This is a genomic window from Bacillus cereus group sp. MYBK108-1 (genome assembly GCF_051917185.1).
GTDB lineage: Bacteria > Bacillota > Bacilli > Bacillales > Bacillaceae_G > Bacillus_A > Bacillus_A cereus.
In genome coordinates, this window is sequence record NZ_JBQAHZ010000011.1 from 21,248 (window position 1) to 47,337 (window position 26,090).

The window sequence follows — 26,090 nt, forward strand, 5'->3', positions numbered from 1 at the left end:
CTATTATTTTAACATAGTCGAGGAACATTTTTTCTTTTCAAGAATATATATAATGAGGAGGAAATACTTGTGAAAATCGCAATTTCTGGTGGTACAGGCTTTATCGGTAAATCCCTTTCTACTTTTTTTATTCAAAAAGGATATACTGTTTACATTCTCACACGAAAAAAAACTACTGAAACTTCCGACCCTAACCTTCAGTATGTTCAATGGACACCAGATTTACAAACCTTCCCCCTCTCTTCTATTGATGTAGTTATTAATCTAGCCGGAGAGTCTATTAATAGTAGATGGACAAAGCAACAAAAGAAAGCCATTTTAAACAGTAGAATTCAAACAACAAAAGGACTCATTAAACAATTGCAGGGACTCCATACAAAGCCACACACATTTATTAACGCAAGTGCTATTGGATACTACGGAACATCTGAAATAGAGTCTTTTACAGAACAGCATGAGACTCCTGGAAATGACTTTTTAGCAAATACAGTATATTCATGGGAACAAGAAGCATCTAAAGCACGTTCTCTCGGAATACGAACAATCTACGCAAGATTTGGAGTCGTATTAGGTGCAAATGGAGGAGCTCTTCCAAAAATGCTACTTCCCTATCAATTCTATATCGGCGGCACCATTGGTTCTGGGAAACAATGGTTATCATGGATTCATATAGACGATGTCGTTCGTATGATGGATTTCATCATACACAAAAAAGAAATTGATGGTCCTCTTAATATGACAGCACCAACACCCATAAGAATGAAGGAATTTGGAGAAAACATTGCAACTATAATGAACAAGCCTCATTGGTTGCCTGTACCTTCATTTATCATTCAAACTTTATTAGGTGAAATGAGCATACTTGTGCTAGAAGGGCAACGTGTATTACCCATTAAGGCAATTGAACATGGATACCAATACACATTTCCGGCAATAGACCATGCATTACAAAATATACTTTCGCATACAATGTAGTACTTCTAAAACACAATTTTACATGGGCTCTTTCAAAACTTTCATTTTCTAGGATCCGAAGCATTACCATACAAATAACCTTTCAGTTACTTTCCCTTAACTTCCATTAGCATTATAAAGTAACAGAAATGAGGTACCTATGAAAATATTGCTCAAACAAGCCATTGTATACCCTATTACATCTCAAAAGTTTCAAGGCGATGTACTCGTTACAGGAGAGCGAATTACCGAGGTCAAACCTTTTATTCAACCTACTCAAGATATGACCGTTATAGATGCACGAGCACTCCATCTCTTACCTGGCTTTATTGATGTCCATACTCACCTTGGTCTCTATGATGAAGGCACTGGTTGGGCTGGAAATGATGCCAATGAAACATCTGAAGTTTCAACACCACATATTCGTTCTTTAGATGGAATCCACCCTTTGGATATCGCCTTTCAAGACGCTGTACAAAACGGAATTACAACCGTTCACGTTATGCCTGGCAGTCAAAATATTATCGGGGGGACTACTTGTGTAATAAAAACAGCTGGAACTTGTATTGATCATATGATTATTCAAGAACCTGCTGGTTTAAAGATTGCCTTTGGAGAAAATCCTAAAAAAGTCCATAGTAATGGAACAAAAGAATCCATTACACGTATGGGGATTATGGGGTTACTTCGGGAATCATTCTATGAAGCACAACACTACGGGCACGAAGCTGATTTTCGAATGCTTCCTATTTTAAAAGCATTACGTCGTGAAATACCCGTACGTATCCACGCTCACCGAGCAGATGATATTAGTTCTGCGCTACGCTTTGCAACGGAATTCAACCTCGATCTACGTATTGAACATTGTACAGAAGGACACTTTCTTGTTGAAGAGCTTTCGAAACATAATTTGAAGGTTTCAGTTGGTCCCACTCTGACACGTCGTTCTAAAATCGAACTAAAAAACAAGACATGGGATACTTACCATATATTATCTAAAAATGGTGTGGAAGTTTCTATAACAACAGATCATCCTTATACACCCATTCAATATTTAAATATTTGTGCCGCTGTCGCAGTAAGAGAAGGATTAGACGAGAAAACAGCACTAGAAGGAATCACCATATTCCCAGCGCGAAATTTGCGTTTAGAGGATAGAATTGGAAGCATCGAGGTTGGAAAAGACGCCGATCTCGTGTTATGGACTCATCATCCTTTCCATTATTTAGCCAAGCCTGTACTAACTATGATTGATGGAAAAATAATTTACAAAAAAAATAAAAAAAACTAGTTTATTTTTTTGACTAGATAAAGTATTATACGATTATAAACTGAATGAAACCATAATCAATTTGTGTCGTGATTATCATTTTCAAATTGATGAATGGGGAAGGCAAATGGTGCGCCACCAGCGTTAGAAACTGGTTCTAGTGGGTTCGATTCCCACCCCGAAATTTTTTAAAGATTGATATAAAAATTTCGAGGGTGGGGTGTTTTTTCGTCATGCTACCCTCGTGTGAGGAGGAGTTAGTATGTTGAAAAAACGCGACTTACACGACAGCCACGTTCTATACGAGTTAATGGTGGATCCAGCTGTCTTCCCTTTTGTGCGTCAAAAGGCTTATTCTTATGAAGAATATTTATTCTTAACAAAACAAACGATTGAAGCTGAAGAGCGTGGTGAATTAATTTCACGCACAATTTTAGATGAATGGGGTAACCCTATCGGAACAATTACTTTATTTGATGTGCAAGAAAAAGCTGGATTTCTCGGGACATGGCTTGGCAAACCATATCATGGAAAAGGCTATAATAAATTGGCAAAAGATTCATTTTTTAGTGAACTTTTCTATGAATTAGATATTGAAACAATTTTCATGCGTATTCGTAAAATAAATATTCGTTCTATTAAAGCTGCAGAAAAACTGCAATATGTGAATCTAGCAAACGAAACAAGAAAAGCCGTATATGATGAAATTAACGCAAACGAAGAAGTATATAACTTATATGAAATTCCAAAAGATCAATACACACTTGCTACAATGCGAGATACAACCTTCCAAGATGCTCATCAATTAAAAGAAGCATAATCTAAATTTTCTGAAATGATAATCAATCATTAACATTTTCCATATGCGTATATCCCCTCATGTCTTTGGAAACGATAAATAGTAACTTTAAGACACGAGGTGATTTGTAATGGATAAAAAGAAACGTGATAAAGCAAAAAACACATTATCTAGTACACAAGAAGTTCTCTATCAACGCGAATTTCAAAAAGCAGATCGTGCAGCAGGATATCGCTCGAAAAGCATTTAAAGTGAAAATGAATAATTAGAAGTTTCCCCCCTAATTATTCATTTTCATTACATAATTTTCTCGATTGATAGAAGTAAGCAAAAAAGCCCCTTATACATAAGGGGCTTTTTTTGCTGTGGACAACTTTATCCACAAAACCAACAGAATTGTTAGTAATTTTCAAAAACATTTAATATTTTTCTATATTAAAGCATATATCAGCTGTTTTAATTGTGGATATTTTTCTAAAAATTGTGGACAATGTGGATATAGTTGTTAATATTCCGACTTTACTGTTTAATGAAAGCGTAATCCTTTTGTGGATAACTGGCTGAATTTTCTTTAAAAATAATAAAGAACCCTCTTTACATATACAAAGAGGGTTTCATATTAAGTAAAAGATTGTGCAAGAGCAGGTGATTTAATAGGTATATGACGCGGTTCTGCATGATTTTCTGCCAAAATTGCATCTACAATATGACCAGCTGGCTCTGGAAGATAGATGCTTTTCATTGCTTCTTTCATTTGAAGAAGCTTCACATCATCTTGTAATAATGCCTCTGTTTTTGCAAAAACCTCACTATCATCGCGAATGACAACTGCTGCTCCCTTTCTTTCAAAGTACATCGCATTTTCATTTTCTTGTCCTGGAACAGGCTTATATAAAATGACAGGTACTTGCAACGCTGCTGCTTCACTTAATGTTATTCCGCCTGGCTTCGTAATCATACAAGAAGTAACACGGAATAATTCATCAATATTTTCAACATACCCAAACACTTTTAATGCATCGGAATTTTGCTTCTGTAAACTTAATAAATCCTGTTTTAAAGCTTCATTTTTCCCACAAACGACAACTACTTGTAAATTAGGCACTGACATAAATGATTGGCATAGTTCTTTTACATTTCCTAATACCCCATGAGCACCTGCTACAATTAGTAAAATCTTTTTATTCTTACATAACTGATATTTAGTATATATGATTTCTGGATTTACCTTTAACTCAAAACTACTCCGAATTGGAATTCCTGTTTCAACAATTTGTTCCGCAGGTACACCGATATCAACCATCAATTCTTTCACATGATCCGTTGCAACAAAATAACGATCTACTTCTCGATGAATCCATATTTTATGCACGCAAAAATCCGTTAATACGTTATAGACAGGAATTGAAATACCTGTTTGTTTCTTCAATTCTGGTACAGCGATAATTGGAAATGTATTAATTACAATATCTGGTTTCTCCACCTGTAATAGTGTTTTCAAACGTTTTCTTCCAAAGTTCGCATACCAAGATGCTATTTTCTTATCATAAATTTTTTCTACCCCGTAATAAAACAAACGATATAATTCTTTTCCTATTGTATAACTTTTTAAATATAGATATTTTGTAATGTCAGTTATAAATGGATGTGATTCTCCAAACAAGTCGCATACAATAACATCTTCAATTCCTTTTTGGCGAAATGTTTGTTCTAATGTTTTTGCTACTTGCACATGACCATTACCGTAATGTGCAGTTAATATTAAAACCTTGGGGTTTTTTATCAAACAAATCCACTCCTAGCTTTTTGTTTCTCCATATTGCATATACGACAATAGGAAAAACATTTTCCTTAAAAATTACATAAACAGATTCTAATAATTCCCTTTCAGCTATGTACCTGTCGTGGATATGCAAAGCATATAAGATTGACCCCTTAATCCTATCTGTGCTCATATCTTTACATTATACTTTCCTATAAGAGCTTTCGCAATAACTTACAAATGTTCTCTATTCCATGATACTCACTCTTTTACTTCTTAATTCTTTTTACTATTTTGATTTCCCTTTACAATTATGTAAATTTCTCCATTTATTCCGTACAAAATTATGGATATTCTACTTTCAGTATACTCTTTTATCAATATATACTCTAGATTTTATTGTAAAGAAAGCAAAAAGCCTAATCCAATATTTGGATTAGACCGCTTGTAAAATATATTTAGCATGTTCTACATTTTTCTCAGTAGGTGGTTCTACATTTGCGAGTGGATACTTGTGTCCAAGCGCCTCCCATTTATATACACCAAGCTTATGATATGGTAACACTTCAACTTTTTGAACATTAGACAGACTTTGAATAAAGCTAGATAGTTTTTGTAGATCCTCTTCATTATCCGTAACACCAGGAACTAATACGTGTCGTACCCAAATCGGTTTATTCTTATCCGATAAATAACGAGCAAATTGTAAAATATGTTCATTTGGTTTCCCTGTTAATTTACGATGCTTTTTGGAATCGATATGTTTCAGATCCAATAAAACTAAATCTGTATAATCCATTAAAATATCTAGCTTATTTTGGAATTCTGGTTCCTCAGAATAACAACCACCAGAAGAGTCGATTGTTGTATGGATACCAGCCGCTTTACACTTTTTAAACAACTCAATTAAAAAGTCTAGCTGTAATAATGGCTCTCCACCGCTAACTGTTATACCGCCTCCGGAAGCTTCAATAAATGGAAGGTAACATGTCACATCCTGCATCACTTCTTCAACTGTTATTTCTTTACCTTTACCGATTTCCCACGTATCAGCATTATGACAATATTGACAACGTAATAAACACCCTTGTGTAAATATGACATAACGAATCCCCGGGCCATCAACAGTACCACAAGACTCTACAGAATGTATTCTTCCTTTTACCATGTTACTTCCTCCTTTATTGAAACAGCCTCCCTTCGCTATATATTAAGAGCGAAGGGAAACCTTTTTTCATTTACATGCTTTCATGCATTGTACGGTTAATTACATCAATTTGTTGTTCACGAGTTAATTTAATAAAGTTTACAGCATAACCAGATACACGAATTGTTAATTGTGGATACTTCTCAGGATGTTCCATTGCATCCATTAATGTTTCACGGTTAAATACGTTAATATTTAAGTGGTGCCCTTCTTTTACTGCATAGCCATCAAGCATTGATACTAAGTTACGTACTTGTACATCATCTTCTTTACCAAGTGCTTTCGGAATAATAGAGAATGTATTAGAAATACCATCTTGTGCATCTTCATATGGTAATTTAGCCACAGATAATAATGAAGCTAATGCACCTTTTGTATCGCGTCCATGCATTGGGTTCGCACCTGGTGCAAATGGTTCTCCAGTACGGCGGCCATCTGGAGTATTACCAGTTTTCTTACCGTAAACAACGTTAGATGTGATTGTTAAGATTGACATTGTATGAACAGAGTTTCTGTATGTTTTATGTTTACGAAGTTTATTCATAAATGTTTTTACAAGATTTACAGCAATCTCATCTACACGATCATCATTGTTACCGTATTTAGGGAAATCTCCTTCAATCTCGAAGTCAACTGCAATACCATTTTCATCACGAATTGGTTTTACTTTTGCGTACTTAATTGCACTTAATGAATCTGCTACTACAGATAGACCAGCGATACCTGTTGCCATTGTACGAAGAACGTTTGTATCATGAAGTGCCATTTCAATACGTTCATAGCTATATTTATCATGCATGTAATGGATAACATTTAATGTGTTTAAATATAGACCCGCTAACCATTCCATTGTCATATCAAACTTATGCATAACTTCTTCATAATTTAATACTTCAGAAGTAATTGGTGCGTACTCAGGACCAACTTGTGCTTTTGACTTTTCATCTTTACCACCGTTAATCGCATATAATAATGCTTTCGCTAAGTTTGCACGAGCTCCGAAGAACTGCATTTGTTTACCGATTCTCATTGCAGATACGCAACATGCAATACCGTAATCATCGCCGTATTCAGGACGCATAATGTCATCATTTTCATATTGAATTGCTGATGTTTTAATAGACATTTTCGCACAGTAGTTTTTAAAGTTCTCTGGTAATTGTTTAGACCAAAGAACAGTTAAGTTTGGTTCTGGAGCTGGTCCTAAATTATCTAATGTATGCAAGAAACGGAATGAGTTCTTTGTTACTAATGGACGACCATCTAATGCCATACCACCGATAGATTCAGTTACCCAAGTTGGGTCACCAGAGAATAATTCATTATAATCAGGTGTTCTTGCGAATTTCACAAGACGTAATTTCATAATGAAGTGATCTACAATTTCTTGTACTTCTTCTTCTGTTAAAGTACCATTTGCTAAATCTCTTTCAATGTAAATATCTAAGAATGTAGAAGTACGTCCAAGACTCATTGCAGCTCCGTTTTGCTCTTTAATCGCTGCAAGGTATGCGAAGTATAACCATTGGAATGCTTCTTGTGCATTTGTTGCTGGCTTAGAAATATCGAAGCCATGAGAAGCAGCCATTTCTTTTAACTCTTGAAGTGCACGCATTTGCTCAGATAACTCTTCGCGTAAACGCATTGTATCTTCGCTCATTACACCACCAGTTAAATTCAAATCAGCTTTTTTCGCTTCAATTAAATGATCAATACCATATAACGCTACTCGGCGATAGTCACCGATAATACGTCCACGTCCGTATGCATCTGGAAGACCAGTAATAACACCTGATTTACGTGCATTTCTCATTTCTGGTGTGTATGCATCAAATACACCTTGGTTATGAGTTTTTCTCCACTCTCTAAAAATACGACTAAGTTCTTTATCCATTTCGTATCCATAAGATTCACAAGCTTGTTCTGCCATACGAATACCACCATATGGTTGTAAAGAACGTTTAAATGGTTTATCAGTTTGGAAACCGACTACTTTTTCAATATCTTTATTTAAGTATCCTGGGTCATGTGATGTAATAGAAGAAACAATTTTTGTATCCATATCAAGAACGCCACCGTTTTCACGTTCTTTCGTTGTTAAATCCATTACTTGATCCCAAAGTTGTTTCGTTGCTTCAGTTGCTTCTGCTAAGAAAGATTCGTCCCCTTCGAAAACGTTTACATTATTTAAAATGAAATCGCGAACATCAATCTCTGCTTTCCATTTTTCACCTTTAAAGTTTTCCCATGCGTTTTTAACATTTTCTAATACTTGAGTCATCCTAATCTCCTCCATTTTTGATTAGTACAGGACTAAGATTTTTTATATAACAGCTTACACACTTAGAATACTACTTTTTTACGAAAGTGAACGAAATAGTTGTGACATGTTTGTGAAATGTTGAGCAAACTACTATATATATAGTGTTAACTTCATTTAAAAGTCTTTAAAATTAACCCTTTCCTTAATTGTATTTTTTTGGTATCCTTATATACGAGTCCTATTTTGTAATATAAGAACAATACCCATTGTAGAGCTGTAATACTCTTATCTCCTAATCTGTTATAGTTTTTATAACAGAACAAAAAAGTGTACACATGTTGTACACTTTTTTTGTTACTTCTATAAAACATCTCTTTTTCTATTGCCATCATAGAATCCGCCACGATTGTCTGTTAATGCAATTATTTGATCTAGTCCTTCTATATGATCACCTATAATTCGAAGTACAGCTGGTGGATGACCTATTTTAGCAAAATGTTCACTGGGACGAATACGGTTCATCTTATCGACCTCAACACGACTTACACATGCAACTTCAAATCCTGAAAGAATAGCTTTCACTTGGGCTACACACGGCGCCAGTAAAGATCTATACCCAATTTCTTTCAAACACTTACGGCTAAACGCATTCGGTACAGCGATAAGAGAGCCTACGCCTAGATCTTTTCTATCACAAGCTAAATTTAATGCATATTTAAATGCAGTTACAAGATGAAGCGGTACTCTTAAATCTAAATAATGATTTAGATCATTTAATGCAACATCTGTTCCATCTGCAATAGCTTTCGCAAAAGGATATAGCTCACTCGCTGGAATAACAAAATCGCCATCTATAAATAACACAATTTCTCCTTTTGCAAAATACGTTCCAAGTGAGCGCCCCACATCATTTCCGAGTGCTTCTTTATATACAATTGTCGTTGCCCCTTTGTCTTTTGCAATTTTTTTCGTTTTATCTGACGAACCATTTACGACAACGATAATTTCGAAGGGTTCAATTTTGCGAAGCTCTTCTATAACGTTTCCAATTGTTTTCTCTTCATCTTGTACGGGAATAACAACCGATAGTTGCTTTCCTTTATAGAAATCAGATGTAACACCCCACCCTTGATAAAACTCTTCAAAACTTAAAGTATGATAGACACTATCCCTTTTCCTATTTCCATCATAATATCCTCCGCGCTCATCACTGCTTAATATCCGTTCTGCTACTGCTTCTATATGATCACCTATCATTCTTTTTTCAGATTGGGAAAGATTTGTCCCATATGCAGCATGCTGGAATGGACGAAATTTATTCGGCGTAATAACGTCAATAGCACAATGACGACTAATTCTCCATTTACTTTGAACTAGGCGTAAATGAGCCACAATAGGATTAACAAAACATTCATATCCGATGCTTTGAACGACTTCTTTCGTCAGCGCATGAGGTACATCTAATAAAGAATTCATTTTTAATTCTTCACGCTCTAACATTGCATTTAATATTTGGCGCCATACTGTAATAGAAGTGGTTTTTTGCCTTTTTAAAAATAATGCATCCAAATTATTTAAAACTACATCTGCCTGATCGTATAAAATCGGATTAAGGAATAATTTTAATTTTGAAGTTGGAATAGCAAAATCACCATCTATAAATAGTAATACATCACCTATCGCATGTTTTGCGCCTACTGCACGTCCAACATCGTTCCCTAGTAGCTCTGTATGCTTGATTACTTTACACCCTAAACGATCTGCAACATCTTCTGTTCCATCATTACAACCGTTTGCTACTACAATGATTTCTACTGGATTTAATGGTCTTACCGATTGAATAACGTCTGAAATCGTATCGACCTCATTACATGCAGGAATAATAACAGATAATGACTTAGCCATTGTTTTGTTCACGAAACCACTTAATTGTTTCCTTCAATCCGTTTTCCCACGTTACTTTCGCCTGAAATTGAACAAGCTCTTTTAATTTTGTTACATCTGGTCTTCTATTTGGAATTTCTTCAAAACCATGAGGATATACTTCTTCAAAAGGCACTTGTACAATCTTCGAAGAAGAATTCGTTAATTTTTTAATTACTTCTGCTACTTCTTTTATGCTCTTTTCATTCTCAGAACCTATATTAATAATCTCACTATTTACCTTCTCATCCATTGCCCGAATCGTTGCCTCTACCGCATCACTTACATACGTAAAACAACGTGTCTGCTTTCCATCTCCATATACGAGAATGTCTTCTCCTTGCAGTGCCGCGCGGATAAATCGCGGGATTACTCCTGCATATGGACCATCTTTCGCTCTTGGACCATAAATATTAAAGTATCGAACAATCGTTACTGGTAAACCTTCTAATGCGTACCCTAAACATAATGTCTCTTCCAACGTTTTACAAACTGCATAACTCCAACGAATTTTAGAAGTTGCCCCGTACAATCGATCTCCCTCTTCAGAGAAAGGCGGCTTGGTCTTACCATATACTTCTGAAGTAGAAGCAAAAACTACTTTCTTCTTTCCTTTTAACGCTGCTTGTAAAACATTTCTCGTCCCATCAAAATTCGTTTCTATGAGCTCTATACTTTTTTCCATTGTTGTTTTCACACCTAAAATTGCTGCTAAATGAAACACGACATCATGCTGATCTACTAATTCATAAATAGAATTTTTATCTAAAACACTTATTGGAATAACACGGATTTCTTTCATTAACTCTTTATGGTACTTATTTTTACCTTTATAAAAGTTATCCACAACAGTGACCTCATAACCTCTTCTCATCAACTCTTCAGCTAAATGCGACCCGATAAATCCGGCCCCACCTGTAATTAAACATTTCTTACTCATTTACTCACCTTCTTTACAATCCCGCGTGTATCTATTACTCGATCCATTCCTTTAAAAAGCTTCCAATCAATATTAGAATGATCCGTTAAAATTAAAATACAATCCGCTTTTTTAACTTTTTCTTCATCTAAAGAAACAGATTGGTACACCTTATCTCCAATTTCTGCGGAAGAAATATAAGGATCATGATATTCTATCTCGTATCCTTGATTTCTTAATAATTGAATAATCGGTAACGCTGGTGATTCTCTCAAATCATTTACATCTTTTTTATACGCAATCCCTACAATTAACACCGTTGCAGGTAATTGCACCACACTTTTTACTTTCCGGACCATTTTCTCTGGCATTTCTTCATTAATTATATGTGCAGCCTCAATTAATTGACTAATTGCCCCATTCTTTTTTATTCTCCATTGAAAATATAAAGGGTCTACGGGAATACAGTGTCCCCCTATCCCTGGCCCTGGCCAATACGGAGTAAACCCAAATGGTTTTGTAGATGCCGCTTCAATGGCCTCATAAAAATCAATGCCTAAACTTTCACATAGTGTGTTTAGTTCATTTACTAAAGAAATGTTAACTAAGCGCTGAATATTTTCAAATAGCTTGCACATCTCTGCTACTTTCGGAGAGCTAACAGGTACAACTTCGTCAAAAATGGTACTATATAAATCCTGTACCTTTTGTTTACACTTTTCTGTTTGTCCACTAATAACTTTTGGAATAGCTTGAACTGAATATTGACTATTTGCTGGATCAATTCTCTCAGGGGAATATCCGATATAGAAATCTTCCCCTACCTTTTTACCATTTTGAGAAATAATAGGTAGGATGACTTCTTCAAGTGTGCCTGGATATGTGGAGCTTTCAAAAATGAAGGTTTGTCCTCTTTGAAGGTTTTGTTGTATATAATGCGAAGCTGAAATGAGGGCACTTAAGTCTGGTTCTCTTTGTTCATTAATTGGAGTCGGGACAGTGACAATAACATAATCACTATTTTGAAAATCAGCAATGCCTTGATCCGGTGTATTTACTGTTAATTTTTTTTTCGTCAATAAACTTTGTAACTCTTTAGAAGAAACATCCGGAATATAACTTTCTCCTTTTATAATTGAGTCTATTTTTCTAATATCTTTATCTAATCCAAGTACTGTATGCCCTCTTTCTGCAAAATGTACCGCTAAAGGAAGGCCAACATACCCTAGCCCAATAATAGCTACTTTACTACTATTCATTTGTATTCTCTTCTTCCCTTCTCAATTGTTGAATTACATCTCTATCTCTATCTCCATCTGTAAAACCACCACGTTCGTCCGTACATTGTAATAAATACGCAACCGCTTCAAGTTGATCACCGAAAATACGATCAAACGCTGAAATACGCCCATTTACAAATTCATGTTGCTCTGGACGTACTCGATTTGTTTTTATAACATCTACTAACTCTACTGTTGTAATAGAGAATCCTTCTAAAATAGCTTTCACTTGTGCTAATGGCGGAATGATAAGGGAATCATATCCTATTTTCTCTATTACCTTCTTATGAATGGCATGTGGTACAGCAGTTAGTGAGTTATTCCATAAATCTGGTCGTTTCGCTATCAAATTCACAAAGTATTTTCCCATACTAATTGGATCTGCTGGATGAAACATATCTAATAAGCATTGTAAATCATTTAACACCACGTCATTTCCATCTTCAACAGCATGTAAAAATAGAGTAAGTTTTTTTGCTGGAATAACAAGATCACTATCAACGAATAAACAAATATCTGCCGTAGCATGCATGGCACCTATTGCTCGTGCTACATTATGTCCAAGCGCCTTCGTAAATTCAACGACAATAACATTCTCTAGCTTTGCCTGTTTAACAGTCTCAACACCTGCTCCATTCGCGACAACTATAATTTCATCTACACCTGCTTCTTTCACTTCTTTTATAACAGACCTTATGGTTATTTTCTCTTCTGATACTGGGATAATGGCACTATATTTCGCTTTATTCTTTTGTAATAAAACTGGTTTATACTTTCCTACAAACTCTCTATCTCTATTGTTCTCTGAAAAACCACCGCGTTTACCATATGTTTCGATTACGTATTGTAAAGCTCGCAAATGATCACCCATAATACGACTAGTCGCTTTCGGATAAGGAGAGCCAGGTGATGTACCAGTATGCACAGGTCGAACTTTATTTGTGTAGATGACATCAACTGAAGCCATATCAGAAATATCTACTCCTCTAGACATCGCCATCGCTTGAAATAATGCTGGATCTGCTAAATTCCACCACCCCAGTTTTTCAATCACTTTACGACTTATCGCATGTGGTATTGCAATTAAAGATCCTACAACAAACTCTTTCTTGTTCAAATAACGATTTAACATATATTTTCCAACCGTCGTATAATGCGGTCGTACTTTTAAATAAACAGACCATGTTAAGTTATTCAAAACAATTTGATGTCCTTGCTGTATTCCTTTAATAAAAGGATATAATTCTTCACTTCTCATGACGATATCACCGTCTAAAAATAAGACAATTTCACCTTTTGCTTCTCTAGCACCAATTGCCCGTCCCACATCATTACCAAGAGAATCTCTATAATAAATCACACGGCAATTATGCTGTAATGCTATTTCCTTCGTCCCATCTGTAGATCCATTATCTACTATGATAACTTCATATGGTTCGAGCTTTCTTACCTCTACTAAAACTTTTGATAAAGTACTTGCTTCATTATGCACTGGAATAACAACTGACACTCTCATACTTGTATCACTCTTACCCTTCCAAGCGAACATAAGCAATAATAGGAATACGCACAACTACATCTTCTGGTGGTCCATAAGAAGGAGAAGTACGAACAATTACTGCCCCATCCGTCACAGATAAAAGAACGCCTACAATGATTTCTACAGCTGTCACAACTTGCACTAGTTCTCCAACATGGTTACGTAATTCATCAGTAAATAACATATATAACTCTCCTTTCTTAAGCTTCTTTAATTGATATAATACTTGTAAATGGTAATAAAACTTCAGTTCCTATTCCTTCTTGCAATGTTAAAAAGTCATCACCAACTGCTACAATAACACCTGTTAATTGTCCAACTGTCACCGTAATCTCTACGCTTTTACCTAAATACTGCTTTGCAATTTCTTTAAAAGGTGATGTATTGCATTCTTTTAAAATGTTACAAATAATAGATTGAAATCTACTTGATTCAATAACTTCTTCCGTAGCTTGCTTAGAGTTTCTTTGAATAAATCTCGCGAAGTTTTGTGAAAATAAAAGTCTTTCCACAGCAGGCAATAACTTATTATCTAAAAAATAATCTAATTGTCTATTAAACAATCTTGATAATTTATGCCAATATTTTCTGAACAGACACATACACTTCTCCTCCTATTATTTTTAGATTATAAAATTTTACATCCATACATCTTAATGTATACAAAATGGATATTTTTGTGATAGGTAAGACATACATTTTCTAAAAGAAATATTTGTTTCAGAGCATAAAAAAAACTATCCAAAAGGATAGTTTCTTACACTTCAATATTCCGCAATATCGAATAAATGTCATTATTCACTTTACCAAATGATTTAATGTTATTTTGAATGTTAGATAATAAAACAACATATACACTACCATTTTTACTAAATCCGTTTAAGCAATTCCAACCTGGCATTACACCATGATTCGAATAGCTTCCTGGGTCTACGTACCATCCAAACCCGTAATCCTTTTTTCCACCCGTAAACATTTGATCGTAACTCTCTTTTGAAATTAATTTTCCAGAGAATAGTGCTTCGTTAAATAAATATAAATCATGCGCACTTGTGTATATATCACCACAACCATATAGTTGTGACATGCTCGGAATATTAGGTGTTGTCATATTATTATTTACTATTTTATAACCCGTTGATGGGAATCTTGTTTGTTCTAACGCTGTGCCAAAGCCAGAATGTTTCATACCGGCAGTAGCAAAAATATGTTGTTTAATATATTCTTCGAGTGACTGCCCACTTACCTTCTCTGCAATATAAGCAAGTATAGAGTAGTTCGAATCAGAATACTTCCACTTCTCTCCTGGACCACCAATACGCTTTTGATTTCCTATCCGCTTTATCAGTTCTTCATGAGAAATATCTTCTTTTCCCTGCTCATATTCGGGAATCCCTGATGTATGTGTTAATAGATGTTTTAGCTGAATATTATTACCTTGTGGAAAATTTGGAATATACTTCGCAACAGTATCTTCTACTTGTAATTTATTTTGATCTTTCAATTGCATAATAGCAGTTGCTACAAACGCCTTTGAAATAGAACCAATATAAAAAGTCGTCTCTGAATTATTCGGTACTTGCTGCTCTTTATTTGCCATACCGTACCCTTTATTCAGAAGAACTTTTCCGTTCTTCACAATAACAGCTGTCCCGCTAAATCCTGCGTTTTGTAAATACTGGTCCAATTGAGCGTTTTCATTAATTTCTTGAGGTGGTCCTTCAGCAGGTTTCTCCGCTGCTTGCGCTTGCTTCATTTGTTCTTCCTGCTCTTTTTGTTTTTGCTTCTGTACTTCTTGTTTCTTTTTTTCTTCTTTCTTTTTTAACTCTTCTTGTTTCTTCATTTCTGCTGCCGCTTTTAAAGTTTCTTCTTTCTTATTATGCGCAACAATTTTTGTATACATGAAATATACAAGTGATAATAGTAAGACGAGAATGATTGTTCTTTTTATGTATACAATCGGCCGATGTGCTTTCCCATTCGCATTACTTTTTTCCTGATCCATAATTGCTTTTTTCCCCTTACTCACCAATAATTTAATTCCTCTACTAAAGATTCGTTTTAGTAGATTATGGATAATCCATTCTATATCATCCCTACTTTATCACGCACTGCACATATTACCAACCTATATGCACAAAAAAGAAAAAGAAAATTTACAAAAGTAAGATTCCCATTAAATTATTAACAAAAAAAGAGGATATCCTCTAAAAAATTGATGTTATCAATCTTTTGGGACATCCTCTTATCTCATTATTTATACGTGTTTTTTCATATCATCGGCAACAGATTCAACATTTGTACCTACGATAACTTGTACACTAGTATTACTTAATTTCATAACACCTTTTGCACCAGCACGTTTTAATGCTGCTTCATTTACTTGACCAGCATCTTTTACTTGTAAGCGTAGACGTGTTGCACAGTTATCAATAACTGTTAAGTTTTCTTTTCCGCCTAAAGCTGCTACGTAAGTTTCACCAATTGAACCTGCAACTGGTGCATCACCATCTTCAACTAACTCATCGTCATCTTCACGACCAGGAGTTTTTAAATCGAACTTCTTAATTAAGAAGTAGAATACTATGAAATAAATTGCTGCGTAAATTAAACCGATACCTGCTAGTAAGACTGGTTTTGTTGCAATACCGAAGTTTAAAGCATAATCGATTGCACCGGCACTAAATGAGAAACCATCATGAATGCCAAGTGATGTTGTAATGAATAAAGAAAGACCTGTTAGTACAGCATGAATACCATATAATACTGGTGATAAGAACATGAATGAGAATTCAATAGGCTCTGTAATACCAGTTAAGAATGAAGTTAATGCTAGACCAGCTAACATACCAGTAACTGCTTTACGCTTTTCTGGTTTAGCAGCTGCAATCATTGCGAAACATGCTGCTGGTAAACCGAACATCATAACTGGGAAGAAACCAGTCATAAACATACCTGCTGTTTTGTCACCTGCAAGGAAACGAGCAATATCACCATTAACAACATTACCTGCTGCATTTGTAAAGTCCCCAAATACAAACCAGAAGTATGTGTTCATTACGTGGTGTAAACCAATTGGGATTAATAAACGGTTTAATAAACCAAATAATCCTGAACCAATTGCACCTAAATTAACAATTCCATGAGCTAATGCATCAATACCATTTTGAATTGTTGGCCAAATTTGTGCAAATAGAATTCCTAATATCAGCATCACAACTGATGTAACAATTGGAACGAAACGTTTTCCAGCAAAGAAACCTAACCATTCTGGAAGTTTAATCTTATGGAATTTATTATAAAGAAGTCCTGCTATAACACCAACAATAATACCACCTAAAACTTTCATATCTACTTTAGTCGATAATTCAGCAGCCTTAGATACTTGTGTCATTGTATCCGCAAGCTTAGATGGATCTACATTTGCGCTATTACCTATTAAATCTTGGACTTTACCTAATTTACCTTGTAATTCAGCAGTTGAATACCCTTTGCTAAGTGCATCAATACTATTTTTCATAACAAGATAACCAATTGCACCTGCAAGACCTGCTGCACCACTACCATCCACTGAAAGACCTATTGCAATACCAATTGCAAAAATAAGTGCTAAGTTATCAAAAACTGCTGCGCCGGCCTGTGCCATAACAGGAATATCAAATACATCTGGTTGCCCTAAACGAAGCAATAATCCTGCTGCTGGTAGTACTGCGATCGGAAGCATTAAAGCTTTACCAATACGTTGTAAAAACTGCAACATTTTAATTCCCCCTAATTTAATTTATGAAATCGTTATCATTATAAGTACGCTTTAGAAAACGCTTTCTATTACATAACCATAATAACATATAGTTGTATAGATGTGTAGTTTTTATTTCCGAACTTTTTATGGATAAATCTCCTATTTCCAAACTGTTATATAAAAGGAAAATTCTCCTTTTTAAAATACAGAATACTCGAAACGAAAGACCTATTATAGCACATTGAACTTTCGTTTTATCATTCCACTTTTTCATGTTATTATTTATTTCCGAGCATATCGGGAAAAGTAAACTTAGTTAATTCAAAATAGGAGCGTTGGTACTATGCAGTGCATTGAAACAAACAACTTACAACAGTTGTTAGAACAAGTAAAACCATATACAAAAAAAGGAAAACTTGCTACTTATATCCCCGAACTAGGAAATGCAAATCCAGACGATTTAGGGATTGCCATTTTCCATAAAGAAACAGAATATATCCATGCAGGCAACTCACAAACACTATTTACTCTTCAAAGTATTTCCAAAGTAATTACACTTGCCCTTGCCCTTTTAGACCGTGGTGAAGAATATGTATTTTCTAAAGTTGGAATGGAACCAACGGGTGACCCATTTAATTCTATTATTAAGTTAGAAACGACAAGTCCGTCCAAACCCCTTAATCCAATGATAAATGCAGGAGCATTAGCTATTACAAGCATGTTAGCAGGAAAAGATAACGAGGAAAAAATGGAACGTATTCTTCATTTTGTACGTGAAATAACAGATAATCCTACTATTAATTATTCCTCTAAAGTTGCCGATTCAGAACTAGAGACAGCTTACCTAAACCGTTCACTTTGTTATTATATGAAACAAAACGGAATTATCGATTGTGATATTGAAGAACTTATGGATTTATATACTCGTCAATGCGCAGTTGAAGTAAACTGCATCGATTTAGCACGTATCGGCTTAATTTTTGCAATGGATGGATATGATCCATATAAAAAGAAACAAATCATCCCTAAACATATTACAAAAATTTGCAAAACATTTATGGTCACATGTGGTATGTATAACGAATCTGGTGAATTTGCAATTCGTGTTGGTATTCCTGCAAAAAGTGGTGTAGCCGGTGGTATTTTTGGCTGCGTAAAAGGAGACATGGGAATCGGTATTTTCGGACCAGCTTTAGATGCAAACGGAAATAGTATTGCCGGTTTTAAAATTCTTGAACTTCTTTCTGCTCAAGAAGGTTGGAGCATTTTTTAATCGCGAGTTATCCTGCTATACTAGCAGGATTTTTTATTTCGCCAAAACCTCACTTTTGTCAGTTATCAATACTCTTACAAAAACAGTGCTGAAAGTTTCTCTATATCATGCATATTTGTTCCCCCCTCCTGAATAATATAGTACAACCTAGCGCTATATGTGGAGGTGTGAAAGATGAAACTAATATTTCAAATGGGAAAACAACCTGTTCTTGAAAAAACAATCCTTCTTTTTATATTGAGTATTGTAGAAAGCTTGAAGTTAAAAGTTGTTTCACTCGACGAAGCTCACCGATACATATTCAATTTAGAAGTACTTGAATTATTAATGGATCGGAACATCGATGATCAAGTACTTGAACTTATTCATTTCGGGATGGGACTTGAAGACATTTATCATGTGCTTCCTGAAGAACTTGAGCATACGATTGAGGAATTAAAGTGGCTTTGCATTCAAGTATTAAGTGAGTACAGTATGCATGAAGAATCCGAACAATTAATTGAAGATATACGGTAAAAAAGCACCTATGTAGGTGCTTTTAATGTTTTTTTAAACTATTTTTATACGCCTCAATATTTACTGGTAGCTCTTCCTCTTCCAAAGTATGTTCATTTACATCTTTATGAATGAACGCACCTTTAGGTGGTTGATGATCATGCCCTTTTTTCTTATGATCAAATGCTTTCCCGCGTCCCATACAAATCCCCCTTTCTTAAAAGAAATCCGTATTAGTATGGAGAAAAGTACGTCGATATATGCAATCTCTTGCTGTATTTCCAAGGAAATACTCGAACCTTGTTTTCTACTCTCCTTACAACAACTGATCAATCCCAATAAGAATTAATAACACTCCTGCGATAACTGTCGCCCACTTTCCTAAGTATTCTGCTAAAAATCGTTTCCCTACATACGCAAAACTACTAATACAAATAAAACTAAACACCCCTGAAATAGTTGCTGTAAGCCAAAGGTTCAGGTTTGTTACTCCAGCATCAAATCCACCTGCAATATTATTAATAGACAACGCAATCCCTAATACAATTGCTTCTGAAAAACTAATTGTTTTAGAACCATCAAAATCTGCTTTTTCTGGATTACGTAAAATTCCCATAAGTACATTACCATCTTTAGAGCCTACGGTATTTCTTTGCCCCAAGAAAGGCTGGCACAAAATAAACACCCCGATTATCCCTAAAACGATTGCTCCAATCAGGTTTGCTGTAAACTCTGAAATAAATAACGCAATCCAGTTCCCAAAAAATCCAGCTAATAAAGTAAATAAAAACCCAAAAAATGCGATGATAAAATTGTTGAACCACGAAATTCTAATTTTACGAATGCCATATGCAATCCCAACACCTGCATTATCTAAATTAGAAGCAATCCCGATTAAAAAAATTGAAAATAGACCTGCCGTACTCATAAATAGCCACCCCTTTTCCTCACTTTTCCATGCATCTTATGAAAATGTTGAGCAACTGTGCCTGTCTGTTTCATATACATGTAATAAATGCTCAACATTTTTTCAACAATAAAAAGGAGTGCCTTCGCTATGCCTAAAGAAAATCCAAATGAGCGGCTTAGTAGATTAATAAAAAAACTTTTAAAAGAACGTGCCTTATCTATGCGCCAACTCGGAATGCTTACAAATATTGATCCTGCAACAATCTCAAGAATTATGAATGGTAAACAACCGCCAAAACAAAAACACCTACAAAAATTCGCAGAATGTCTGCAAGTTCCACCCCAATTGTTATTTGATGAAATGTATCCTGATTCTCCTCACATTAATAAAGAAAAGACGGATATGTACACATCTCTTGATACCATTCAGCAAACTCTGCAATCCTCTAACTTATTCGATTTCGATTACACTACAACTCGCGTAAAACAAGAACTCGAAAATTACGAACGCTATGCCCAGACAACAGAAGGCGAAAAACGTATTCATGACAGTTTTGCAAGCAAATTAGAGCAAATTGATAGTGCTGGTCCTTTTATTGAACAATTAACAGATATGTATCAACAATTTTGTAATGAAACCATTTCAAAAGAAGAACGTGCAGTTCTTGGGAGCGCATTACTTTATTTCATATTATCGACAGATATTATTCCCGACTATCTCTTTCCAATTGGCTATTTAGATGATGCGATTGCCGTTGAATTAGCGAAAGAGAAATTAATTGAAATGAAACGAAAGACATAGAAAAATAAAGAACTATTTCAGTTGTTTATATTCAACACTGAAATAGTTCAATAAAAAATCGTACAAGTATACATACTCGTACGATTTTACTGTACAAATCTATTTTTCCGTGTGGCACCATTCATATATAAATGCTGTTATCACTTTTGTAAATTCAATTAACTGTTCAACTTCAACTTTCTCATTTACAGAATGTGCTTCTTCTAATGTACCTGGTCCATATATAATCGCTGGAATATGAAATTCACTAAACCAACCACCATCCGTTACCGTTGCAGACATATCTAAAATTGCATTTTTAGAAAGAATTGATTCATGTACTGAGCTAAGCGTTTTTACAGCTGTATGTTCACTATCTATTTCTAAAGAAGGGAAAATTTCGCCACGATCCACAATCATTGATTCTCCGCCCCACTTAAATTGTGGCGGATTTTCACTTAACCATGGATCGGCAGCTGCCACCTTTCCAATATACTCTTCAATTTCTTTTATTATTTGTTCATGTGTTTCATTCGGATAAAAGTGCACTGTTATCCATAACCGGCACTCATCCGCAATAAAAGCTGCATGTCTTCCACCCTCAATAACAGCTGGATTAATTGTTGTTGTTCCAGATGGATAGCCTTCATATGTTTTCATAACTGCCCAGTGGCGCTCTAATTCTTGTAAGCTTTGCACAATTTTCATCATTTTTTCAATCGCACTCGCTCCAAATAAACATCCTCCGGCATGGATCATTTGTCTGCGCGTTGCATCATGAAACGTTTGCGGACTTTTCACTGTAATCCATCCAGTAATGACACCGCCTTGTCCTTGCATATGTAAATCGCTCGTATCCACTACTACTGCAAAATCAGCATCGTAACCTCGCCTGCAGCATTGAAGTGTACCTGCCTCTCCAACTTCTTCTCCTATTACTGATTGAAAGATTAAATCTCCAGGTAATTCAATACCAGCTTCTTGTAAAAGTTGAATGGCAAATAGCGCTCCAGCCAGCCCACCTTTCATATCTGCTGCGCCACGTCCAACTAACCAGCCATCTTTTATAAATGGATCAAATGGATTCGTTTCCCACGCCTCATCTGCTGACACTTCAGCTACATCCATATGACCATTAATAATAAGACTTTTATATGAGTCACTTTTTGCCCCTTTTTTCACACCAACAACGTTCGGATCATTAGGATATACATCCCATTTATCAACACTAAAATTTTGTTCTCTTAGAAACTCTGCAACAAATTGTTGTGCCTCATTTGTATTTCTCGCCGGCGGTGCTGGTGTTTCAAAACGAATTAAATTCTTTGTAAGCTCTAGTAACTCATCTTTTCGTAAATCAATCTGCTCTAATAGCTGTGAAACTTTTTCATTCATCGCTAATTCCCCTTTACATACGTAGTATGTTTCCAGCTTTATTTTCACAAAAAAAGAGACTGTTTACAAATCTTACAGTCTCCAAATTAATTCATATTATAAGCTCTCTACTTCCGTCGTATTTGTCTTTTCAATATGTTCTATTTTACGTGCCTTATTTCTTGTCGCACGGTAAAACAGTAAACAAACAATCATAAATGGAATACCACAATACAATGCCATTCTTTGTTCTGGAATAAAGGCCATTCCAACGATTACTGTTAAATTTAATACTAACGCAAGAAGTGGTACAAATGGATACAATGGTGTTTTAAATTTCAATTCTTTCACATCCCCGCCCTGCTTTATGTATGACCTTCTAGCTAATAAGTTAGATAGAGCAATAGATGCCCAAACTAATATCGCCCCGAACCCGGCAATAGAAAGTAGCCATAAATAAACTGTATCTTCCGCATAAATACCTGATAGTAATGAAAGGCAACCTACAATTGTACTTACAATCAATGCATAAATAGGAACACCGTTTTTAGATAACTTACCAAAAATCGGACTAATCATTCCTTGATTAGACATAGACCATAGCATACGAGAAGTTGCATATAACCCTGAATTAGCAACGGATAGCACTGCTGTAATGATAACAAAATTTATAATATCTGCTGCATAAGGAATACCAATTTTATCAAATACAACTACAAATGGACTTTCAATTACTCCCGCTTGTTGCCAAGGGAATAGTCCAGCAAGAATAAAAATAGATAGTACAAAGAAAACAAGTATACGCCAAACTGTATTGTTAATTGCCTTCGGGATTGTTTTCTCTGGATTTTCACTCTCACCTGCTGCAATACCAACTAATTCTGTTCCTTGGAAAGAAAAATTAACTGCAATCATCGTAATTAAAATGGCTGATAATCCATTGGGGAACAATCCACCATAATCAGTAAAACTAGAGAACATCGGCGCTGGTTCATTTCCTTTCATATCTAGAAAACCAAACATTGCTGCCCCGCCTAAAATAATAAATGCAATAATCGTAATTACTTTAATACTTGCAAACCAAAATTCAACTTCCGCAAAACTTCTTGAAGATAACGCATTAATAGCAAAGAGGAGTACCGCAAACACTACGCACCAAATCCATGAAGGTACATCAGGAAACCATCGTTTCATTAAAATACTAACTGCAATTAGTTCAATCCCTATCGTAGCTGACCAGTTTAACCATGACATCCATCCAACTACATAACCTGCTGCAGGAGAAATATGCTTTGTCGCATACGTTTGATAAGATCCTGCGTCAGGCATTGCAACAGCTAACTCTCCAAGACAGAGCATCGTTAAATACATAACAAATCCTCCAACAAGATATGCTACAATCGCTCCTCCAGGCCCAGCTTCATGAATTGTATACCCAGATCCTAAAAAAAGACCGGTACCAATAACGCCTCCAAGTGCAATCATAAATATGTGCCTGCTTTTCAATTCTCTTTTTAATCCTTGATTTTGATTCATCATATAAATCCCCCCTTTTCACTTTGTAAACCCATTTAATGTAAGCGTTTTTAAAATTATTCACCGTAAAAATAATGATTTAAAAGAGCAAAAATACACGTCACTTACATTAATCACTGCCTGTTACTAAAAGGTCATCCCTTACTGTTATTAATAACTTTTGATCAGCAATAGCTTGTCCTTCTACTACTTCTAATGATTCAATATAACCACTGATCCCTATCTTAATTTCTACTTTCTGTTTATCTATTGTTTCAATTAATGCTAATTTCTCCCACTCATATACGTAAGAACTTTCCGTAACAAATAACTTCTCTACTTTCCCGTAACAAGGACTATACACGCATTCTATAACCGTCTTCACTTTATACACTCCTCCTTCTTATTAGTTGGTACTGAAACGTTGCATATCCCTCCTTTAGATATATCAATTATTATTTATGCAAAATGCGTACCAATCTCCAATTCCTATTTAAAATGAAGGTTTCTCAAAAAAAAAACTTCATAACCGCAAAATTTTTCTATCATTTCAGAGATTTTAAAAGGAAAATAGCAAAAAATTTTTGCGATTTTATAAGAATTTTAATAAAATTATAAAAAGTCAGTCTTCATAGGGTGGAATGAGGAGAAGATAATCTATGCGTACAGAAGAAATTAATTTAAAACAGATCATTGAAATGAATATGCTATATGAAACTTTACTCAATGAACTCGACATCGGAATTCATATTATTAATGAGGAAAGTAAGACGATTATCTATAACCGCAAAATGATGGAAATTGAATCAATGGAGCGCTCAGATGTGCTATATAAAAGTCCTTTAGAAGTATTCGCATTTGAGGAAAATAAAAATAGTACTCTTATAGAGGCATTAAAATTTGGAAAAACAAAGAAAAATATAAAACAAACGTATTTTAACAATAAAGGACAAGAAATTACAACGATTAACGATACTTTCCCTATAATAGAAAATGGAAAAATTAAAGGCGCTATTGAAATATCAAAAGAAATTAGTAACTTAAAGCAAACGATAAAAATAGGTCCTTCTCGAAAACAAAGCACTAAATTTACCTTTGATCACATAATTGGTGATTCTGAAGCCATTCAATCAATCATTACAGAAGGAAAAAGAGTAATTCGTACATCTTCCTCCATACTTCTAGTAGGAGAAACAGGCACTGGTAAAGAACTATTTGCACAAAGCATCCATAATGAAAGTCAGCGTTCAACAAAACCCTTTATTTCACAAAACTGTGCCGCTATACCTGATACCTTAATGGAAAGCCTACTATTTGGTACAAATCGAGGTGCCTTTACAGGAGCAATAGATAAATCAGGCTTATTCGAAGAAGCAAACGGAGGAACTTTGTTATTAGATGAAATCAATTCATTAAGCCCAATACTTCAAGCTAAGTTGCTGCGGGCTATACAAGAAAAAACAATACGAAGAATCGGAGGTACACACGAAAAAGAAATTGATGTTCGCATTATAGCAACTATCAATGAAGATCCCTTTGAAGCCATCGCACATAATCGATTAAGAGAAGACTTATATTACCGATTAAGCGTCGTTACTTTATGTCTTCCGCCTTTACGTGAAAGAAAAGAAGATATTCCAGCTCTTGTTCAGCACTTTATTGAAAAATATAATACTCAATTCGGGCTCAACGTAACCGATGTAGATGTAAATGTAAGAGAATTTTTCTATGCATACGATTGGCCTGGAAACGTACGGGAGTTGGAACATATAATTGAAGGTTCCATGAACTTGATAGAAGATGAAACCATCATTACAGCGTTTCATCTTCCTACTCGCTTTCGCGAACGAATAAAAACAGAATTCAATATGCAACATGCACTAACTAATCACAATACTGATGCACCTAAAACTTTAAAACACACAATAGAAAAAATGGAAAAGAACTACATTAACCAAATTCTTAAAGAGAATCATGGCAACATCTCACAAGCTGCAAAATTTTTAGGATTAAGTAGGCAAAACTTACAATATCGAATTAAAAAACTGCATTTACACATATGAAATAAACATGTCTCCAAGTGA

Annotated in this window: 25 protein-coding genes and 1 pseudogene; 8 read left to right on the plus strand and 18 right to left on the minus strand. The window is 35.0% G+C overall.

What is annotated here, in order from left to right; genetic code table 11:
• Positions 1-69 precede the first annotated feature (69 nt).
• The 4 genes from ACTFSL_RS16465 (at position 70) to ACTFSL_RS16480 (ending at position 3,273) form a co-directional block, all read left to right on the plus strand.
• Positions 70-975 carry a TIGR01777 family oxidoreductase gene (locus ACTFSL_RS16465; protein ID WP_000684382.1) on the plus strand — a complete coding sequence of 302 codons (906 nt, stop codon included), beginning with the start codon at positions 70-72 and terminating at the stop codon, positions 973-975.
• Between the two features lie 139 nt (positions 976-1,114).
• On the plus strand, positions 1,115-2,245 hold the full coding sequence (locus tag ACTFSL_RS16470) for an amidohydrolase (protein WP_000698319.1): 1,131 nt from the start codon (positions 1,115-1,117) through the stop codon (positions 2,243-2,245).
• 241 nt (positions 2,246-2,486) lie between these two features.
• Positions 2,487-3,044, plus strand: coding sequence for a GNAT family N-acetyltransferase (locus tag ACTFSL_RS16475; RefSeq protein ID WP_000914737.1), 558 nt, complete (start codon positions 2,487-2,489; stop codon positions 3,042-3,044).
• Between the two features lie 109 nt (positions 3,045-3,153).
• Positions 3,154-3,273: a YfhE family protein gene (locus ACTFSL_RS16480; RefSeq protein WP_000358482.1), complete on the plus strand. Its 120-nt coding sequence runs from the start codon at positions 3,154-3,156 to the stop codon at positions 3,271-3,273.
• 369 nt (positions 3,274-3,642) lie between these two features.
• Here ACTFSL_RS16480 and ACTFSL_RS16485 read toward each other — a convergent pair whose 3' ends face one another.
• The 13 genes and pseudogenes from ACTFSL_RS16485 to ACTFSL_RS16545 form a co-directional block, all read right to left on the minus strand.
• Complete coding sequence (locus ACTFSL_RS16485; protein ID WP_000594691.1) at positions 3,643-4,809, minus strand: diglucosyl diacylglycerol synthase; 1,167 nt, start codon at positions 4,807-4,809, stop codon at positions 3,643-3,645.
• 412 nt (positions 4,810-5,221) lie between these two features.
• A complete protein-coding gene (gene pflA, locus ACTFSL_RS16490) occupies positions 5,222-5,953 on the minus strand; it encodes a pyruvate formate-lyase-activating protein (RefSeq protein ID WP_000238458.1) in 732 nt (243 codons plus the stop codon).
• Positions 5,954-6,023: 70 nt separating this feature from the next.
• Positions 6,024-8,273, minus strand: a complete 2,250-nt coding sequence (pflB, locus tag ACTFSL_RS16495) for a formate C-acetyltransferase (RefSeq protein WP_000195471.1) — start codon at positions 8,271-8,273, stop codon at positions 6,024-6,026.
• 152 nt (positions 8,274-8,425) lie between these two features.
• Positions 8,426-8,647: a hypothetical protein gene (locus ACTFSL_RS16500; protein WP_002094217.1), complete on the minus strand. Its 222-nt coding sequence runs from the start codon at positions 8,645-8,647 to the stop codon at positions 8,426-8,428.
• Positions 8,616-10,160: a glycosyltransferase family 2 protein gene (locus ACTFSL_RS16505; protein WP_013141734.1), complete on the minus strand. Its 1,545-nt coding sequence runs from the start codon at positions 10,158-10,160 to the stop codon at positions 8,616-8,618. The genes ACTFSL_RS16500 and ACTFSL_RS16505 overlap by 32 nt, the downstream gene beginning before the upstream one ends.
• On the minus strand, positions 10,153-11,118 hold the full coding sequence (locus ACTFSL_RS16510) for an NAD-dependent epimerase/dehydratase family protein (RefSeq protein WP_440042061.1): 966 nt from the start codon (positions 11,116-11,118) through the stop codon (positions 10,153-10,155). The genes ACTFSL_RS16505 and ACTFSL_RS16510 overlap by 8 nt, the downstream gene beginning before the upstream one ends.
• The gene (locus tag ACTFSL_RS16515) at positions 11,115-12,356 is read right to left on the minus strand and encodes a nucleotide sugar dehydrogenase (RefSeq protein WP_440042062.1); all 1,242 of its coding nucleotides are present in this window, start codon (positions 12,354-12,356) and stop codon (positions 11,115-11,117) included. Before ACTFSL_RS16515 ends, ACTFSL_RS16510 begins: the two co-directional genes overlap by 4 nt.
• Positions 12,349-13,893 carry a glycosyltransferase family 2 protein gene (locus ACTFSL_RS16520; RefSeq protein ID WP_224201494.1) on the minus strand — a complete coding sequence of 515 codons (1,545 nt, stop codon included), beginning with the start codon at positions 13,891-13,893 and terminating at the stop codon, positions 12,349-12,351. Before ACTFSL_RS16520 ends, ACTFSL_RS16515 begins: the two co-directional genes overlap by 8 nt.
• A 13-nt stretch (positions 13,894-13,906) precedes the next feature.
• The gene (locus tag ACTFSL_RS16525) at positions 13,907-14,101 is read right to left on the minus strand and encodes a hypothetical protein (protein ID WP_000899470.1); all 195 of its coding nucleotides are present in this window, start codon (positions 14,099-14,101) and stop codon (positions 13,907-13,909) included.
• Positions 14,102-14,117: 16 nt separating this feature from the next.
• A complete protein-coding gene (locus ACTFSL_RS16530; protein ID WP_000335532.1) occupies positions 14,118-14,519 on the minus strand; it encodes a hypothetical protein in 402 nt (133 codons plus the stop codon).
• A gap of 155 nt (positions 14,520-14,674) precedes the next feature.
• Positions 14,675-15,922: a serine hydrolase domain-containing protein gene (locus ACTFSL_RS16535; protein ID WP_224201493.1), complete on the minus strand. Its 1,248-nt coding sequence runs from the start codon at positions 15,920-15,922 to the stop codon at positions 14,675-14,677.
• 252 nt (positions 15,923-16,174) lie between these two features.
• Positions 16,175-17,677 (minus strand): N-acetylglucosamine-specific PTS transporter subunit IIBC, encoded by a 1,503-nt coding sequence (nagE, locus tag ACTFSL_RS16540; protein WP_000938900.1) that lies wholly within the window; start codon positions 17,675-17,677, stop codon positions 16,175-16,177.
• A 141-nt stretch (positions 17,678-17,818) separates the two neighbouring features.
• Positions 17,819-17,933, minus strand: a pseudogene (locus ACTFSL_RS16545) (transcriptional regulator).
• A gap of 69 nt (positions 17,934-18,002) precedes the next feature.
• Between ACTFSL_RS16545 and glsA the strand changes: the two are divergent.
• Both glsA and ACTFSL_RS16555 read left to right on the plus strand, forming a co-directional pair.
• Positions 18,003-18,932, plus strand: coding sequence for a glutaminase A (gene glsA / locus ACTFSL_RS16550; RefSeq protein ID WP_001149850.1), 930 nt, complete (start codon positions 18,003-18,005; stop codon positions 18,930-18,932).
• 174 nt (positions 18,933-19,106) lie between these two features.
• On the plus strand, positions 19,107-19,448 hold the full coding sequence (locus ACTFSL_RS16555; RefSeq protein ID WP_000766604.1) for a DUF3969 family protein: 342 nt from the start codon (positions 19,107-19,109) through the stop codon (positions 19,446-19,448).
• Between the two features lie 22 nt (positions 19,449-19,470).
• Here the strand turns inward: ACTFSL_RS16555 and ACTFSL_RS16560 are convergent, their stop codons facing one another.
• Positions 19,471-19,629, minus strand: coding sequence for a hypothetical protein (locus ACTFSL_RS16560; RefSeq protein WP_000532409.1), 159 nt, complete (start codon positions 19,627-19,629; stop codon positions 19,471-19,473).
• Between the two features lie 114 nt (positions 19,630-19,743).
• Positions 19,744-20,355: a sporulation membrane protein YtaF gene (gene ytaF, locus ACTFSL_RS16565; protein ID WP_000100728.1), complete on the minus strand. Its 612-nt coding sequence runs from the start codon at positions 20,353-20,355 to the stop codon at positions 19,744-19,746.
• Between the two features lie 129 nt (positions 20,356-20,484).
• Here ytaF and ACTFSL_RS16570 point away from each other — a divergent pair, with 129 nt between their 5' ends.
• Positions 20,485-21,138 (plus strand): helix-turn-helix domain-containing protein, encoded by a 654-nt coding sequence (locus ACTFSL_RS16570; RefSeq protein ID WP_025687072.1) that lies wholly within the window; start codon positions 20,485-20,487, stop codon positions 21,136-21,138.
• Positions 21,139-21,237: 99 nt separating this feature from the next.
• Here the strand turns inward: ACTFSL_RS16570 and ACTFSL_RS16575 are convergent, their stop codons facing one another.
• The 3 genes from ACTFSL_RS16575 to ACTFSL_RS16585 form a co-directional block, all read right to left on the minus strand.
• Positions 21,238-22,560, minus strand: coding sequence for an acetylornithine deacetylase (locus ACTFSL_RS16575; RefSeq protein ID WP_440042065.1), 1,323 nt, complete (start codon positions 22,558-22,560; stop codon positions 21,238-21,240).
• Positions 22,561-22,608: 48 nt separating this feature from the next.
• The gene (locus tag ACTFSL_RS16580; RefSeq protein WP_440042066.1) at positions 22,609-24,030 is read right to left on the minus strand and encodes an amino acid permease; all 1,422 of its coding nucleotides are present in this window, start codon (positions 24,028-24,030) and stop codon (positions 22,609-22,611) included.
• 106 nt (positions 24,031-24,136) lie between these two features.
• The gene (locus ACTFSL_RS16585; RefSeq protein ID WP_000859480.1) at positions 24,137-24,391 is read right to left on the minus strand and encodes a biotin/lipoyl-containing protein; all 255 of its coding nucleotides are present in this window, start codon (positions 24,389-24,391) and stop codon (positions 24,137-24,139) included.
• Between the two features lie 274 nt (positions 24,392-24,665).
• On the opposite strand from ACTFSL_RS16585, the gene ACTFSL_RS16590 reads away from it, so the two are divergent.
• Entirely contained in the window at positions 24,666-26,069 is a 1,404-nt protein-coding gene (locus ACTFSL_RS16590) for a sigma-54 interaction domain-containing protein (protein WP_061456735.1), read from the plus strand.
• Positions 26,070-26,090: the final 21 nt, after the last annotated feature.